14 protein-coding genes are annotated in these 15,104 nt (G+C 63.7%); 6 read left to right on the top strand and 8 right to left on the bottom strand.

What is annotated here, in order from left to right; all coding sequences use genetic code 11:
- Nucleotides 1-7: 7 nt before the first annotated feature.
- From radA to katB, 3 genes are all read right to left on the bottom strand, one after another.
- Nucleotides 8-1,375 carry a DNA repair protein RadA gene (gene radA / locus PF66_RS21350; protein WP_054063764.1) on the bottom strand — a complete coding sequence of 456 codons (1,368 nt, stop codon included), beginning with the start codon at nt 1,373-1,375 and terminating at the stop codon, nt 8-10.
- A 48-nt stretch (nt 1,376-1,423) separates the two neighbouring features.
- A complete protein-coding gene (locus PF66_RS21345; protein WP_054059069.1) occupies nt 1,424-1,975 on the bottom strand; it encodes an ankyrin repeat domain-containing protein in 552 nt (183 codons plus the stop codon).
- Between the two features lie 85 nt (nt 1,976-2,060).
- Nucleotides 2,061-3,560 (bottom strand): catalase, encoded by a 1,500-nt coding sequence (gene katB, locus PF66_RS21340; RefSeq protein WP_204375736.1) that lies wholly within the window; start codon nt 3,558-3,560, stop codon nt 2,061-2,063.
- A gap of 326 nt (nt 3,561-3,886) precedes the next feature.
- Here katB and mscL point away from each other — a divergent pair, with 326 nt between their 5' ends.
- Nucleotides 3,887-4,300 (top strand): large-conductance mechanosensitive channel protein MscL, encoded by a 414-nt coding sequence (gene mscL, locus PF66_RS21335; protein ID WP_054059071.1) that lies wholly within the window; start codon nt 3,887-3,889, stop codon nt 4,298-4,300.
- A gap of 43 nt (nt 4,301-4,343) precedes the next feature.
- On the opposite strand, the gene PF66_RS21330 is transcribed toward mscL, so the two are convergent.
- Nucleotides 4,344-5,120: a ferredoxin--NADP reductase gene (locus tag PF66_RS21330; protein WP_054059072.1), complete on the bottom strand. Its 777-nt coding sequence runs from the start codon at nt 5,118-5,120 to the stop codon at nt 4,344-4,346.
- Between the two features lie 386 nt (nt 5,121-5,506).
- On the opposite strand from PF66_RS21330, the gene PF66_RS32200 reads away from it, so the two are divergent.
- Complete coding sequence (locus tag PF66_RS32200) at nt 5,507-6,220, top strand: autoinducer binding domain-containing protein (RefSeq protein WP_239688000.1); 714 nt, start codon at nt 5,507-5,509, stop codon at nt 6,218-6,220.
- A gap of 164 nt (nt 6,221-6,384) precedes the next feature.
- Nucleotides 6,385-7,509, top strand: coding sequence for a methyltransferase (locus PF66_RS21320; RefSeq protein WP_054063763.1), 1,125 nt, complete (start codon nt 6,385-6,387; stop codon nt 7,507-7,509).
- Between the two features lie 112 nt (nt 7,510-7,621).
- Here the strand turns inward: PF66_RS21320 and PF66_RS32195 are convergent, their stop codons facing one another.
- From PF66_RS32195 to PF66_RS21310, 3 genes are read right to left on the bottom strand one after another with little or no spacing between them, the layout of a single operon-like run.
- Nucleotides 7,622-7,789, bottom strand: a complete 168-nt coding sequence (locus PF66_RS32195) for a DUF2474 domain-containing protein (RefSeq protein ID WP_081005994.1) — start codon at nt 7,787-7,789, stop codon at nt 7,622-7,624.
- A gap of 55 nt (nt 7,790-7,844) precedes the next feature.
- The gene (gene cydB, locus PF66_RS21315) at nt 7,845-8,852 is read right to left on the bottom strand and encodes a cytochrome d ubiquinol oxidase subunit II (protein ID WP_054059075.1); all 1,008 of its coding nucleotides are present in this window, start codon (nt 8,850-8,852) and stop codon (nt 7,845-7,847) included.
- Between the two features lie 3 nt (nt 8,853-8,855).
- Complete coding sequence (locus PF66_RS21310; RefSeq protein WP_054063762.1) at nt 8,856-10,295, bottom strand: cytochrome ubiquinol oxidase subunit I; 1,440 nt, start codon at nt 10,293-10,295, stop codon at nt 8,856-8,858.
- A 374-nt stretch (nt 10,296-10,669) separates the two neighbouring features.
- Here PF66_RS21310 and PF66_RS21305 point away from each other — a divergent pair, with 374 nt between their 5' ends.
- Entirely contained in the window at nt 10,670-11,905 is a 1,236-nt protein-coding gene (locus PF66_RS21305) for an MFS transporter (protein WP_054063761.1), read from the top strand.
- Between the two features lie 24 nt (nt 11,906-11,929).
- On the opposite strand, the gene PF66_RS21300 is transcribed toward PF66_RS21305, so the two are convergent.
- The gene (locus tag PF66_RS21300; protein ID WP_239688001.1) at nt 11,930-12,385 is read right to left on the bottom strand and encodes a DUF4879 domain-containing protein; all 456 of its coding nucleotides are present in this window, start codon (nt 12,383-12,385) and stop codon (nt 11,930-11,932) included.
- 229 nt (nt 12,386-12,614) lie between these two features.
- Between PF66_RS21300 and PF66_RS21295 the strand changes: the two genes are divergently transcribed.
- Together PF66_RS21295 and trmA are read left to right on the top strand one after the other, a co-directional pair.
- Complete coding sequence (locus tag PF66_RS21295) at nt 12,615-13,910, top strand: NCS2 family permease (protein ID WP_054063760.1); 1,296 nt, start codon at nt 12,615-12,617, stop codon at nt 13,908-13,910.
- Nucleotides 13,907-14,986, top strand: a complete 1,080-nt coding sequence (trmA, locus tag PF66_RS21290; protein ID WP_054063759.1) for a tRNA (uridine(54)-C5)-methyltransferase TrmA — start codon at nt 13,907-13,909, stop codon at nt 14,984-14,986. Before PF66_RS21295 ends, trmA begins: the two co-directional genes overlap by 4 nt.
- Nucleotides 14,987-15,104 lie beyond the last annotated feature (118 nt).

Here is a 15,104-nt window from a genome sequence, read left to right as displayed (position 1 = left end):
TATCCGGTTATTCGAACAACGCGTCCAGCGCCTGCTCCAGGCGCGTGACCGCAATGATTTTCAGGCCCTGTGGCGACTCCTTCGGCGCGTTGCCCTTGGGCACGATGGCGCGCTTGAAGCCATGCTTGGCCGCTTCCTTCAGGCGCTCCTGGCCACTGGGCACCGGGCGCACCTCACCCGACAGGCCGACCTCGCCGAACACCAGCAGGTCGTGGGGCAAGGGCCGGTTGCGCAGGCTGGACATCACCGCCGCCATCAAGGCCAGGTCGGACGCGGTCTCCAGCACTTTCACGCCACCGACCACGTTGAGAAACACGTCCTGGTCATGGGTGGGAATGCCACCATGTCGATGCAGGACCGCCAGCAGCATCGCCAGGCGGTTCTGATCCAGGCCCAGGGTCACCCGCCGCGGGTTGGCCATGTGGCTGTCGTCGACCAGCGCCTGCACCTCCACCAGCATCGGCCGGGTGCCTTCCCAGGTGGCCATGACCACGCTCCCGGGCACCTCTTCCTGGGCGCGGGTGAGGAAAATCGCCGACGGGTTGGAGACCTCCTTCAGGCCGCGGTCGGTCATGCCGAACACCCCCAGCTCGTTGACCGCGCCGAAACGGTTCTTCACCGCCCGCAGCAGGCGCAGGCGGCCATCGGACTCGCCCTCGAAATACAGCACCGTGTCGACCATATGCTCCAGCACCCGCGGCCCGGCCAGGGCGCCTTCCTTGGTCACGTGACCGACGAGGAAGATCGCCGTGCCGCTCTGCTTGGCATAACGCACCAGCAACGCCGCGCTTTCGCGCACCTGGGCCACGCCGCCGGGTGCCGATTGCAGCTGTTCGGTGAAAATCGTCTGGATCGAGTCGATCACCATGACCTTGGGCTTTTCCACCCGGGCGGTGGCGATGATGCTCTCGATGCAGGTCTCGGTCATCACCCGCAACTGGTCCTGGGGCAGGCCCAGCCGCCGGGCGCGCATGGCCACCTGCTGCTGCGACTCCTCGCCGGTGACGTACAGCGCCGGCATGCGCGTGGCGATATTGCACAGGGTCTGCAGCAGGATGGTCGACTTGCCGATGCCCGGGTCGCCGCCGATCAGCACCACCGAGCCATCCACCAGGCCGCCGCCGAGCACGCGATCGAGTTCGGCCGAGGCGGTGGAGAAACGCGGGATCTCCTCGACGCTGACTTCGGCCAGGGTCTTGATCTGGGCCTGCTGCCCGGCCCAGCCGGTACGCCCACTGGGTGCCGCAGCGCCGCCGCTTTCCACCAGGGTTTCGGTGAGGGTGTTCCAGGCCCCGCACTCGCCGCACTGGCCGGCCCATTTGGGAAAGGTCGCGCCGCACTCGGTGCAGCCGTACATGCGCTTGGCCTTGGCCATCTCGTTCCCCCCATGGAAAAACCGCGATGATAGCTCAGCCAGCGCCGATCAGCGCGTCGGCGGCGTACGGATTTGCCCCTCGACCAGGCGTGCCGCGCTGTTGCCCAGCGGGTCCTCGGCCTGAAGATCGGCCCCCTTGGCGGCCAGCGCCTCGAGCAGCGCGGTGCGCTTGAACAGCCCGGCGTACATCGCCGCCGTCTGACCGGCGGCGTTGCGCTGGTCGGGATTGCAGTCGCTGTTCAACAGGCGTCGGGCAATCCGCACCTCCCCCTTGAAGATCGCCCCCATCAGCGCGGTGTTGCCGCGCTTGTCCTGGACACACGCATTGGCCCCGGCCGCCAGCAGGCGCTCCACCGCCGGCCCCTGGCCGTGATAGGCCGCCAGGATCAGCGCGGTGTAGCCCTGGGCGTCCTGGGTATCGAGCGGATAACCGGCGTCGATGAAAGTTTGCAGCATCTGGACGTCGCCACGGCGGGCGGCATCGAAGTAGTAGTCCTGGATCTGCGCCTTGAGCGCTTGCGGATCGGCAGGCACCGCCGGCTGATCGGCCGAGGCGCTGCAGGCACAGGCCAGGAGGAACAACAACACAGGGATACGCATCGTATGACTCCGCGATAACACCTCAATCGTCCCGGGTCCCCCCGCGGCAAGCGCCGCGAGGGGACCCGGCCCACAAGCCGGCAGGTCAGTCCACCAGCTTCGCCGCCAGCGCCTTGACCCGTGCCAGGTCGCCCTTGGCCACCTTGGTCACGCCGGTGCCGTACTCGGGATCGGCCTTGTAGAGGAACGACAGGATGATGTGCTTGCTCTCGTCGTCGGTATCGGCCAGCGAGCCACCGAAGTTCTCGATCAGGTCCTGCTTCTCCTTCTGGCTGTAGGAGCGGTACAGGTCCCCGGCCTGCTTGAAGTTCTGCTCACGCTGGATCTTCGCCTGCTGGGTGCTGCCCGACAGGGGCAACTGGCTGTAGCGCGCCGACTGCGGTTCCTCGCGCGGCAACAGGCGGCTCGGCTGGTAGTTCACCCCGGTGCTGCTGTGCCCGCTGTTCATCGCGCCATCCTGATTGCCGTTGTTCACCGCCACCCGTGGCGCATTGATCGGCAGTTGCAGCGCATTCGGACCAACGCGATACATCTGCGTATCGGCATAGGAAAACACCCGGCCCTGCAACAGGCGATCCTCGGACGGCTCGATCCCCGGTACCAGGTTCGCCGGGGCCATGGCCACCTGCTCGGTCTCCTGGAACACGTTGGCCGGGTTGCGATCGAGCACCATCTGCCCGACCTTGCGCTCCGGCACGCCGGGCCAGATCTTGGTCGCATCGAGCGGATCGAAGTCGAACTTGCCCAGTTCCTGTGGCGTCAGCACCTGGACATAGAGATCCCACTTGGGAAAGTCGCCCTTGTTGATGTGACTGACCAGGTCATGGGTCATGTGGCTGTAGTCGCGGCCCTGCACCTCGACGACCTGTTTCGGATCGAGGTTGCGGATGCCCTGCAGGCTTTTCCAGTGGAACTTGACGTAGTGCACCTCGCCCTTGGCATTGATCAATTTGTAGGCATGCACGCCGTTGCCGTCCATCTCCCGGTAGCTGGCCGGTGTGCCGGAATCGGAATACAGCTCGGTCAGGGTGCGTGTGGCCTCAGGCACGTGGGAGAAAAAATCGAAACGGCGCGAATCGTCGTCCAGGTTGGTACGCGGGTCGGGCTTGAAGGCATGGACCATGTCCGGGAACTTGATCGCATCGCGGATGAAGAAGGTCGGGAAGTTGTTCCCCACCAGGTCCCAGTTGCCATCGGCGGTGTAGAACTTGGTGGCGAAACCCCGTGGGTCGCGGAGGGTTTCCGGGGAGTGGTTGCCATGTACCACCGCGGAGAAGCGCACGAATACCGGTGTCTTCTCGCCGGCGGCGAAGACCTTGGCCTTGGTCAGGTCACTCAGGTCATGGGTGACGGTGAAGGTGCCATGGGCGCCGGTACCGCGGGCATGTACCACCCGCTCAGGGATACGTTCACGGTCGAAGCGCTGCAGTTTCTGGATCAGTTGCACGTCCTGCAGCAACACCGGCCCGGTGGCGCCGGCGGTCTGCGAGTTCTGGTTGTCGCCCACCGCCGCACCGTTGTCACGGGTCAGCGTGGCGGCCTGGACAGAAAGGGATAGCAGGCTGGCGGTCAAAATACCCAGCATGCGCCGAGTGGGAATAGCTCCCGGAACAGGAGTGATCTGCATGTCGAATTCCTCTTGATGTTGTGGTGCGCATCCAGATGCGCTCAACAGAGGCTAGAGACCGATCCGACGATTTCTAAATAGAAAAGCTCGAAGACCCCGATTGAAAAATTCCACGGGGCAAGACACGCCAGAAGGCGTATTTCGCGCGACTGGTGGCACTTTGCAAACTTATTGCCCGGCGGCGGGTCGATTAAGACGGGGGGTGTAGGGCCCGGCATAGCGCAAGATGCCGGCGGCTGAATTACACTGCGTTCACTCAACTCATCTGCAACAGGGAATAAACTATGGGCGTGCTCAGTGAGTTCAAGGCCTTCGCGGTCAAGGGCAATGTGGTCGACATGGCCGTGGGGATCATCATCGGCGCGGCCTTCGGCAAGATCGTTTCGTCCTTCGTCGGCGACGTGGTGATGCCACCGATCGGCCTGCTGATCGGCGGGGTGGATTTCAGCAACCTGGCGATCACCCTCAAGGCTGCCGAGGGCAATACACCGGCCGTGGTGCTGGCCTACGGCAAGTTCATCCAGACCTGTATCGACTTCCTCATCGTCGCCTTCGCCATCTTCATGGGCGTCAAGGTGATCAACCGGCTCAAGCGCGAGGAGGCCGTGGCGCCGAGCGCGCCACCGGTGCCGACCAAACAGGAAGAACTGCTGGGCGAGATCCGCGACCTGCTCAAGGCCCGCAACGACAAGCCCTGAGCAACCGGCAAAAAAACAACGGCGCCTGCAGGGCGCCGTTTTTCTACCAGTAGTTTTCCACCGCGACCTGCCCCGGGCGGCGACTCAGGCTGAGCTGCAGGTCGCGTTGCTTGAGCACCTGGCGGGTGTCATCGATCATCTGCGGGTTGCCACAGATCATCACCCGCGAATGCACCGCGTCCAGGGTCACCCCGGCGGCCCGCTCCAGTTCGCCATTCTCGATCAACTGCGGGATCCGCCCTGCCAGTGCCCCCGGCAGCGCCTCGCGGGTGACGATGGGCACGAACTGCAGCTTGTGCGCATGCTCGGCCAGGTAGTCACGCTCGGCCAGCCCGGCAATCAGCTCACGGTACGCCAGTTCGGCCCCCTGGCGTACGCTGTAGACCAGCAGAATCCGCTCGAAGCGTTCCCAGACCTCGAAGTCCTGCAGGATCGACAGGAACGGGGCCACCCCGGTGCCGGTGGCCAGCAGCCAGAGATCGCGTCCGTCGACGAAACGGTCAAGGGTCAGGTAGCCCACGGCCTGGCGTTCGATCAGCAGCGAGTCGCCCACGGCCAGGCGACTCAGCTCACTGGTGAACTCCCCTCCCGGAACGACGATGGAAAAGAATTCGAGAAAATCGTCATGGGGCGACGACACCATCGAATAGGCCCGCCACACCACGCTGCCATCGGCCTTGGTCACCCCCAGGCGGGCGAACTGACCGGCCCGGAAGCGGAATCCAGCATCCCGTGTGGTTCGCAGGGTGAACAGGCTGGAAGTCAGGGGGCAGACCTCGAGCAGGGTCTGCCGGGTGAATTTTTCGGCACTGACGGTCATGGTGCGCTCCATCGGGAATGTGCCCCCAGTTTCGCGCAAAGCCGGCCACAGAAACACCGGTGATTTGTAGTGGTATAAGTTTTCAGAAAAAACATATACAAAAAAAATAAAAAATATAGCCACTAGCAAAAACATGAAGTTACAAGAGCATACCAAGCATAATCTAATAATACCCCCACTAATCCTCACACATTTTCACACTTGGCAAGACACACGAAAACCCACAAAAGGCCAAATGATATTATGCCCTGCGCGATAAACCCGCCCCTTGAAAGGCGATAAAAATATCAGTGCCATATAAAAAAATCACACCCAGAACAAGAATTTTCCTACACTACCCAAGCACGTCGGACTCAACGAATATCGCGTCTAGGAAGGGTACCTCAATGGAGAACTGGCAGGATAATCAACTGCACCAGCTCATGAGTGAAAAAGAAGAACAGGCAGTCTTCAATGCGGTTTTCAATCTGGCAGGTCAAATACGTTTCACTTTTGTTTCATTCAGGGTCAGCAGCTTATTAGGAGGCACTCAGCCCAACACCTCATCCTTCAATAATTACCCCGCAGAATGGAATGCATGTTATCAGCGCAACAACTACATTGCCGTCGACCCCCTGCTCACGCACTGCCACAACTCGGTGTTCCCCATCCTGTGGGGACCTGAAGCCTTCAGAAGTGCCCCGGCGCTCTGGCGTGACATGCAGGCCCATGGTCTCAACCACGGCTGGTCGCAGTCGGTCCACGACATTCGCGGGATTGTCAGCACCCTGAGCCTGTCGCGAACCTGTGAGCCCATCACCTCCAACGAGTTCTACTCCAAGACAGGTCATGTGCTGTGGCTGTGCAACTGGCTGCACTCGTTCATGGCGCAAAGACTGGCCAGTTCCCGTCCGGCACAGAACAGCCATCCGCTGTCGCCACGGGAGACCGAGATTCTCAAGTGGACGGCCGAAGGCAAGACCGCCGCAGAGATAGCCAACATTCTCAATCTGACCACGCGAACCGTGGGCTTCCACATGAGCACCATCATGAGAAAGCTGGGTGTGAGCAACAAGGCATCGGCAGTGCTGCGTGCAGCCAAATCCGGATTGCTTTACTGATTGCACCCCGATCTCCCGGCAGAAGGATCTGCCACCTCCACACGCAACAGGCAATCTGCTCGAAACCCACGTAAAATCCCCCTCCTGCCATACCGTTGCCAACCTCGCCCGGCACGAACAGCCGTGCATGGCAGCCGCAAACCGTCCCCCAGAGCCCGTGCACCATGCCCCTGCTAGAAAGTCCGTTCGCCCGTCTCGACCTGATCCGCCAGCCTGAACAGCAGGGTGAACCCCTGCAGGCATTCGACGCGGCCGATCAATACCTGCTCGACCACCTGGCCGCACAGGGCGTCTCGCCGGGCACCCGGGTGCTGGTGCTCAACGACAGCTTCGGCGCCCTGGCCGCCAGCCTGGAAGGCCATGTACAGCTCACCAGCAGTGGTGATTCGTTCCTCGCCGCGCTGGGCCTGGAAAAGAACCTGGCGCGCAATGGCAAGACCTTCGACGCGGTCCGCCATGTACCGGCCAGCGAGCAACTGGTCGGGCCGTTCGACCGGGTGCTGATCCGCGTGCCCAAGACCCTCGCCCTGCTGGAGGAACAACTGATTCGCCTACAGGGCCAACTGGCCCCCGGCGCCCAGGTGGTCGCCGGCGCCATGGTCAAGCACCTGCCACGGGCCGCCGGTGATCTGCTGGAGCGCTACGTCGGCAACGTGCAGGCCTCGCTGGCGGTGAAAAAGGCCCGCCTGCTGGTGGCGACACCCGAGCCCCGCGACCGGGTGCCATCGCCCTACCCGACACGCTATCGGCTCGACCGCCCGGCGATCGAGTTGCTCAACCATGCCAACGTGTTCTGCCGTGAAGGCCTGGATATCGGCACGCGCGCCTTCCTCCCGCACCTGCCAGGGAACCTGGGCAGCGCCCGGGTCGCCGACCTGGGTTGCGGCAACGGCGTACTGGCCATCGCCAGCGCCCTGCAGAACCCGCAGGCCCACTACACGCTGGTGGATGAGTCGTTCATGGCGGTGCAGTCGGCGCGGGAAAACTGGCAGGCGATTCTGGGCGAGCGCGAAGTGACCGTGCGTGCCGCCGATGGCCTGGCCGGACAGGAACCGCAGTCACTGGACGTGGTGCTGTGCAACCCGCCCTTCCACCAGCAGCAGGTGGTCGGCGACTTCCTCGCCTGGCGGATGTTCCAGCAGGCCCGGGAAGCCCTGGTGGTCGGTGGCGCACTGTACATCGTCGGCAACCGCCACCTGGGCTACCACAGCAAGCTGGCGCGGTTGTTCCGTGGGGTCGAGCAGGTGGCGGCGACGCCCAAGTTCGTGGTGCTCAAGGCGCGCAAGTAGGCGAAAGAGGGAGTCCGGCCCGCTCGCGGCGGACGTTTTTCGCGGGCCAGCCCGCTCCCACAGGGAGTATGGCGCGCACTGTCAGTGTGGGGCGGGCTTGCCCGCGAAGGGCTCAATGGGTGGTCAACCCGGCCGCGCTCATGAACAGGCGCATCAGGCTGGCCACCACGAACAGCGCCAGCACGCTGCCCGCCCAGATCATCGCCAGCCAGCCCAGGCGCTGCCAGAGCGGTTTCTTCTCGGCCTGTTCGATTTCCTGCAATGAAGGCTTGCCACGCATATCCGCTTCCTCGTCATCGAAACGGCGGCACCCGAGCGGGCGCCGCCGACAGGTACTAGTGATAACCATCCTCGTGGGTCACCTTGCCGCGGAACACGTAGTAGCTCCAGAAGGTGTAGCCCAGGATGAACGGGATGATGAACAGCGTCCCCACCAGCATGAAACCCTGGCTCTGCGGCGGCGCGGCGGCATCCCAGATCGAGATCGACGGCGGGATGATGTGCGGCCACAGGCTGATACCGAGGCCGCTGTAACCGAGGAAGATCAGCACCAGGGTCAGCAGGAACGGCGTGTAGTGCGCGTTGCGCGCCACCGCCCGGATCAGCCCGTACAGCGTGACCAACACCAGGATCGGCACCGGCAGGAACCAGAACAGGTTCGGCAGGGTGAACCAGCGCGCTGCGATCTCGGCATGGCTCAGCGGCGTCCAGATGCTGACGATACCGATCACTGCCAGCAGGACGAACGCCAGCGGCCGCGCCAGGTCGTGCATCTGCTCCTGCAGCTTGCCTTCGGTCTTCATGATCAGCCAGGTGCAGCCGAGCAAGGCATAGGCCACCACCAGCGCCACGCCGCAGAACAGCGTGAACGGGGTCAGCCAGTCCAGCGAGCCGCCGGCGAACTGCCGGTCGACCACCTTGATCCCGTCGATGAAGGCGCCCAGCGCCACCCCCTGGAAGAAGGTCGCGGCGATCGAACCGCCGATGAACGCCTTGTCCCAGATATGCCGCTTGTGCTCCTTGGCCTTGAAGCGGAACTCGAACGCCACGCCGCGGAAGATCAGCCCGATCAGCATGAAGATCAGCGGCAGGTACAACGCCGACAGCACCACCGAATAGGCCAGCGGGAAGGCGCCGAACAGCGCCGCGCCACCGAGCACCAGCCAGGTTTCGTTGCCGTCCCAGACCGGCGCCACGGTGTTCATCATGACATCGCGGTCACGATCGTCCTTGATGAAGGGAAAGAGAATGCCGATGCCCAGGTCGAAACCATCCATGACCACGTACATCATGATGCCGAAGATGATGATCACGGCCCAGATCAGCGAAAGATCGATACCCATGATTCAGTTCCCCTTGTTCAGGCTGTCGCCGTGACCGTTTTCGCTGTCTTCATCGGCAGCGGAAAGCGGACGGGCCGGAGTACGTTTCTGCCCGGGACCACCGTGGCTGGTTTCCGCGCCTTCGTTGGTCTTCGGCCCCTTGCGGACCAGGCGCATCATGTAGCCCAGGCCGACACCGAACAGCGAGAAATACACCACGACGAACAGCGCCAGGGTGATGCTCATCTGCATGACGCTATGCCCGGAGGAGGCATCCGCCGTGCGCAACAGGCCATAGACCACCCACGGCTGGCGGCCGATTTCGGTGGTGAACCAGCCGGCCAGGATCGCGATCAGGCCGGACGGCCCCATCCACAAGGCCAGGTGGAGGAACGCACGGTTCTCGTACAGGCGATCACGCCTGCGCAGCCACAAGGCCCAGAGACCGGTGAAGATCATCAGCAGACCCAGGCCGACCATGACCCGGAACGACCAGAACACGACGGTCGAGTTCGGCCGGTCCTCGGGCGGGAACTCCTTGAGCGCCGGCACCTGCTTGTCCAGGGTGTGGGTCAGGATCATGCTGCCCAGGTAGGGAATCTCCAGGGCGAAGCGGGTCTTCTCGGCCTTCATGTCCGGCCAGCCGAACAGGATCAGCGGGGTCGGCTCGTCGCCGACGTTTTCCCAGTGGCCCTCGATCGCGGCGATTTTCACCGGCTGGTGCTTGAGGGTGTTGAGGCCGTGGAAGTCGCCGATCACCGCCTGGATCGGCGCGACGATCAGCGCCATCCACATGGCCATCGACAGCATTGTCCGGATCGCCGGATTGTCACGGCCACGCAACAGGTGCCAGGCCGCCGAGGAGCCGACGAAGAACGCCGTCGCGACGAACGCGGCGGTGGCCATGTGCATCAGCCGATAGGGGAACGACGGGTTGAACACCACCGCCAGCCAGTCCACCGGAATGACCCGGCCATCGACGATTTCATAGCCCTGGGGCGTCTGCATCCAGCTGTTGGACGAGAGAATCCAGAAGGTCGAGATCAGCGTACCGATCGCCACCATCACCGTGGAAAAGAAGTGCAGCCCGCGACCGACCTTGTTCCAGCCGAACAGCATCACGCCAAGAAAACCGGCTTCGAGGAAGAAGGCGGTGAGCACCTCGTAGGTCAGCAACGGCCCGGTAATCGAACCGGCGAAGTCCGAGAAACGGCTCCAGTTGGTGCCGAACTGATAGGCCATGACCAGCCCGGAGACCACCCCCATGCCGAAGTTGACGGCAAAGATCTTCGACCAGAAATGGTAAAGGTCGCGGTAGGTGTCGTTGCGCGTCTTCAGCCACAGCCCTTCGAGCACCGCCAGGTAACTCGCCAGGCCGATGGTGATGGCCGGGAACAGGATGTGGAAGGAAACGGTGAATGCGAACTGGATTCGGGCGAGATCTAGTGCCTCTAAGCCGAACATAAGCTTTCCTCTGTCAGGTAATACCGGCTGTCGACCCACAGGCCCAGCCACTGCCCCCACGAATATGGAGTGCGGCGAATTTGGCTTCGTTCTCTTTTTTTCAACCCATCGCAACGCAGGGAGTCGGACCCTGATCACCGCCCAAAAGGCAATTGATCTGGATCAACCAACGTTGAAAGAGTAGTCCCATTACGACGAACGGGTGGAGTGGCCGGTTGCCGCGCGACAGGTTGTCTCAGGAGCAGAGGACAACTGATCCGCAAAAATTCGCCGCAGGAAAAGGCCGGACAGACAATAGATGAATAGCTCAGTAACCTTTTGTTACATCGCAATGATAATCTTCACCTTTCATCCCGCTCAGGCGAGCCCTCCCGATGCCCACCGAGACACCCTTGCTGCTGCGTCATCACCGCCCCTTCCTCGCGTTCTGGCTGGCCCGCATCTTCACCGCCAGCGGTTTCCAGATGCTCACCGTGGCCATCGGCTGGAACCTTTATCAACTGACCGGCAACGTGCTCGACCTGGGGCTGGTCGGGCTGGTGGAGTTCGCGCCACGGGTGCTGTTCATGCTCCACACCGGACATGTCGCGGACCGCTACGACCGGCGCAAGGTCGCCGCCCTGTGCCAGACGGTACAGGCACTGATCGCCCTGAGCCTGGTGATCGGCAGCCTGACCCACCAGGTCAGCCGCGAGATGATCTTCATCCTCGCGTTCCTGCTCGGCGGTGCCCGCTCCTTCGAAATGCCCACCACCCAGGCGCTGCTGCCGTCCATCGTGCCGGCTACCCTGTTCCCTCGCGCCGTGGCGGCCGCCCAGTCGGCGCAGCAACTGGCGACCATCGTCGCGCCGGCCATCGGCGGCCTGCTGTATGCGTTCGGCAGTGTCTGGGTCTATGGGCCGACGGTGGCGTTGTATGGGGTCTCCTGCCTGCTGATGCTCAACCTCCCGGCGCGCCAGACGCCGCTGAACAAGGCCAAGGCCACCCTCGACTCGCTGCTGGCGGGCATCCGCTTCATCCGCAGCCGTCCGGACATTCTCGGCGCCATCTCCCTGGATCTGTTCGCGGTGCTGCTGGGCGGCGCGACCGCACTGTTGCCGGTGTTCGCCAAGGACATCCTGCTGACCGGCGCGTGGGGCCTGGGCCTGCTGCGCTCGGCACCGGCGGTCGGTGCGCTGCTGATGTCGCTGTGGCTGGCGCGCTTCCCGGTGGAGCGCAAGGTCGGCCGGGTAATGTTCACCGCCGTCGGCGTGTTCGGCGTCGCCACCATCGCCTTCGGCCTGTCGACCTCGTTCTGGTTCTCCCTGGCCGTGCTGGTGGTGCTGGGCGCCGCGGACATGATCAGCATGGTGATCCGCGCCTCGTTCGTGCAACTGGAAACCCCGGACGAGATGCGCGGCCGGGTCAGCGCCGTGAACGGCCTGTTCATCGGCGCCTCCAATCAGTTGGGCGAATTCGAGTCGGGGCTGACCGCCCACTGGTTCGGCACCGTACCCGCCGTGGTGCTGGGCGGGGTCGGTACCCTGCTGGTGACCGGCACCTGGATGAAACTGTTCCCGACCCTGGCCAACCGCGACTGCATGCACGAGCGCCAGGCCGAAACCGCCTGAAGCCCAGGCGGCGGGAGACGGCGATCAGTTGATGTCGATGGTCGCCGTCATCGTCTGCACCGGCATCGTCAGCGAACGGTCGCTGAAGCTGAAGGTGCCCTGCTGCAGGTCCCCCAGGTCGTAGATGTAGCTGTAGCCGACCACCGCGCCACCACTGCACGGCACGAACGGTTTGTTGAACTCGCACAGGGAGTTGCGCTGGCTGTAGTTGATCGGGGTGCCATTGAACGTGGCCCCGGGCGCCCGGCCATAGCCGAGTTCCACCACCGTCACCGTGATGTTCGGCCCACGATGGGCATTCTGCGTGCGCCGGCGTCCGTCAGAAACATCCTCGATGATTCCCTGCGACGCCACTGTGTAGATAGCCACGCCTTTCAAGGCCGCCGCCGGCGCCGCCTGCAACGGCCCGATGGCCGCCAGCGAGAGTAGGCCGGCGCAGAGCAGCCGGCCCATGGCACGGCAATTGCTGACTGATTTCATACTTCCTCCCTCTTTCCGTGCCGAGAGTATGCCTCAGCGCGCGGTTTTCGGAGTAGTTCGTGCACAGTCGCGGCGAAATGGGCGGCCAAACAGCCGTCCCTATTGCACCGTCCGGCTGGTATGATGCGCGGTTTTTCCCACAGCCAAGTTTCATCAGGCCATCAGCGTCTGTGCTTTGCTGTTGGGACCGATTCATTCGAGGCGCCGAAAGCGCCATTGGGGAGCAGAGATGCTGGAAAGGCTGTTTCAACTCAAGGCACACAATACCAATGTGCGCACCGAGATTCTCGCGGGCGTCACGACCTTCCTGGCCATGGCCTACATCCTGTTCGTCAACCCGAGCATTCTCGGCGAAACCGGCATGGACAAGGGCGCGGTGTTCGTCGCGACCTGCCTGGCCGCCGCCATCGGCTCGACCGTGATGGGCCTGATCGCCAACTACCCGATCGCCCTGGCGCCGGGCATGGGCCTGAACGCCTTCTTCACCTACACCGTGGTCCTGCACATGGGCCACACCTGGCAAGTGGCGCTGGGCGCGGTGTTCATCTCGGCGGTGTGCTTCTTCCTGCTGTCGATCTTCCGCATCCGCGAATGGATCATCAACAGCATCCCGCTGCCACTGCGCTCGGCGATCGCCGCCGGTATCGGCCTGTTCCTGGCGCTGATCGCCCTGCACAACGCCGGCATCGTGGTCGGCAACCCGGCGACCATGGTCGGCCTCGGCGACCTCAAGCAGCCGGCACCGATCCTCGCCACGCTCGGCTTTGCCGTGATCGTCGCGCTGGACGCACTGAAAGTCCGTGGCGCCGTATTGATCGGCATCCTCGGGGTCACCGCCGTGTCGATCCTGATGGGCTTCAGCCCGTTCGCCGGCATCACCTCGGCGCCGCCGTCGCTGGCGCCGACCTTCATGCAACTGGACATCAAGGGCGCCCTGGACATCGGCCTGGTCAGCGTGATCTTCGCCTTCCTGTTCGTCGACCTGTTCGACAACTCCGGAACCCTGATCGGCGTCGCCAAGCGCGCCGGACTGATGGGCAAGGATGGCCACATGCCGAAAATGGGCCGTGCGCTGATCGCCGACAGCACCGCCGCCATGGCCGGCTCGCTGCTGGGCACCTCGACCACCACCAGCTACATCGAGTCGGCCGCGGGTGTCAGCGCCGGCGGCCGCACCGGCCTGACCGCCATCGTGGTCGCCATCCTGTTCCTGCTGGCGCTGTTCTTCTCGCCGCTGGCCGGTAGCGTGCCGGCCTTCGCCACCGCGCCGGCACTGCTGTTCGTCGCGGTACTGATGACCTCGGGCCTGGCGGAAATCAACTGGGAAGACATCACCGAGGCCGCGCCCGTGGTGGTCACCGCCCTGGCCATGCCCTTCACCTATTCGATCGCCAACGGCATCGCCTTCGGCTTCATCGCCTGGACCGCGGTCAAGCTGCTGTCCGGCCGTGGCCGCGAGCTGAACCCGGCCCTGGTGATCCTGTCGATTCTGTTCGTGATCAAGTTGGGTTGGTTCAACGCATGACTTTCGATTCCTCGACCTACACCGCCCAGCTCAACGACAAGGTCGCGCGCCTGCGCGACCTGCTGGCGCCGTTCGATGCCCCCGAGCCGCAAGTCTTCGACTCGCCGCTGCAACACTTCCGCCTGCGCGCCGAGTTCCGCCTGTGGCGCGAAGCCGGCGAGCGTCATTACGCGATGTTCGCCCAGGACGACAAGCGCACGCCGATCCTGATCGAAGAATTCCCGATCGCCAGCCTGCGCATCAACGAACTGATGCCCCGGCTCAAGGCGGCCTGGCAGGCCAGCGCCGCGCTGAGCCACAAGCTGTTCCAGGTGGAATTCCTGACCACCCTGGCCGGCGACGCGATGATCACCCTGTGCTACCACCGCCCGCTGGACGAACACTGGCAGAGCGCCGCCGAACAATTGGCGGCCGATCTCGGCGTCAGCATCATCGGCCGCTCCAAGGGCAAGCGCGTGGTGATCGGCCACGACTACGTGGTGGAGAAGTTCGAGATCGCCGGGCGCCGCTTCAGTTACCGGCAACCGGAGGGGGCGTTCACCCAGCCCAATGGCACGGTGAACCAGAAGATGCTCAACTGGGCCTATGACGCCCTCGGCGAGCGCTCGGACGATCTGCTGGAACTGTACTGCGGCAACGGCAACTTCACCCTGCCGCTGGCGACCCGGGTACGCAAGGTGCTGGCCACCGAGATCAGCAAGACCTCGGTCAACGCCGCGCTGAGCAACCTCGACGAGAATGCCGTGGGCAACGTCACCCTGGTGCGCCTGTCGGCCGAGGAACTGACCGAGGCGCTGAACGAGGTGCGGCCGTTCCGCCGCCTGGCGGGTGTCGATCTGAAGAGCTACACGTTCGGCAGCGTGTTCGTCGATCCGCCCCGTGCCGGCATGGACCCGGACACCTGCGAGCTGACCCGGCGTTTCGACAACATCCTGTACATCTCCTGCAATCCGCAGACCCTGGCGGCGAACATCGCGCAGTTGCACGACACCCATCGCATCGAGCGTTGTGCATTGTTCGACCAGTTTCCCTGGACCCACCACATGGAATCCGGGGTCCTGCTGCCCCGCCGCTGAAGCCGGTGAGGGCCGGCTGACGGGGTGTCAGCCGGCCTGGGTTTCATCTGACAGGGCGCTTTCGCGGGCAAGCCCGGCTCCTACAGGCCTGTGTCTTAGACAAGGAACATGTACGACG

Source organism: Pseudomonas asplenii (assembly GCF_001293465.1).
Lineage (GTDB): Bacteria > Pseudomonadota > Gammaproteobacteria > Pseudomonadales > Pseudomonadaceae > Aquipseudomonas > Aquipseudomonas fuscovaginae_B.
Note: the sequence above shows the minus strand (reverse complement) of the source record. Positions and strands in the feature narration are given on the sequence as shown.